General features: G+C 62.6%; 1 pseudogene. It reads left to right on the top strand.

The features are described 5' to 3' along the window. Positions 1-214: 214 nt before the first annotated feature. Positions 215-636: pseudogene (locus tag QT222_RS00165) on the top strand (hypothetical protein); the annotation flags it as partial.

The following is a 636-nucleotide window of genomic DNA, read 5'->3' as shown; positions in this document are numbered from 1 at the left end:
GATGCCGTTTGCCTCGTATTGTGCGACGCGGTCCGCCGGAAGCGGAAGGTCGTTCACGCGCATCTGTCACAGACTGGTCGCGGACTCACATAAGTTTCTTCGCCGAAGTGAATTGCCCAGACTGCAGTGATTCGGTCGCCTCTGTCCCGACTCTAAACGAGTTCCACCCAAGCAGAGCGTCACGTAAATGTCGTTGAGGTGAATAGATTGCGCTATGCGCCCTCCACGCTCTCGATTTTCTCGGTTGTCTCGACGCTCGCTTCTCCACACGCTGACGGTCGGCGGGACGGCCGGACTTGCGGGATGTCTCGACTCGCTTCCTCGGCGTGACCCGCCGGCGACGCCCTACCCAGAAGAGGTTCCGCGCTCAGACGGAGCGGGGTACACGCACACGCGACGCTCCGGAAACCGCGTTGCCGACTGGCGTGGTGACATCACAGAGGCAGCAGCGTTCGATGTCAACGTCCCCGGCACACCCGTGTGGGTCGCGGGGACGGCCATCGATTTTGGCCAGAGGGAAGTCCGTTCTCAGTGGGCCGTCGCCCTCGAAGACGGAAGCGTTCGCGGTTATTACGTCACCGACGACGGCGTCGAGTCGGCAGAAATTGGACCCGACCGACTCGACGGTCCGCCGGC

Source organism: Haloferax sp. s1 (assembly GCF_058382125.1).
The sequence above is the reverse complement of the archived record's forward strand: the minus strand, read 5'-3'. Positions and strand labels throughout refer to the sequence as shown.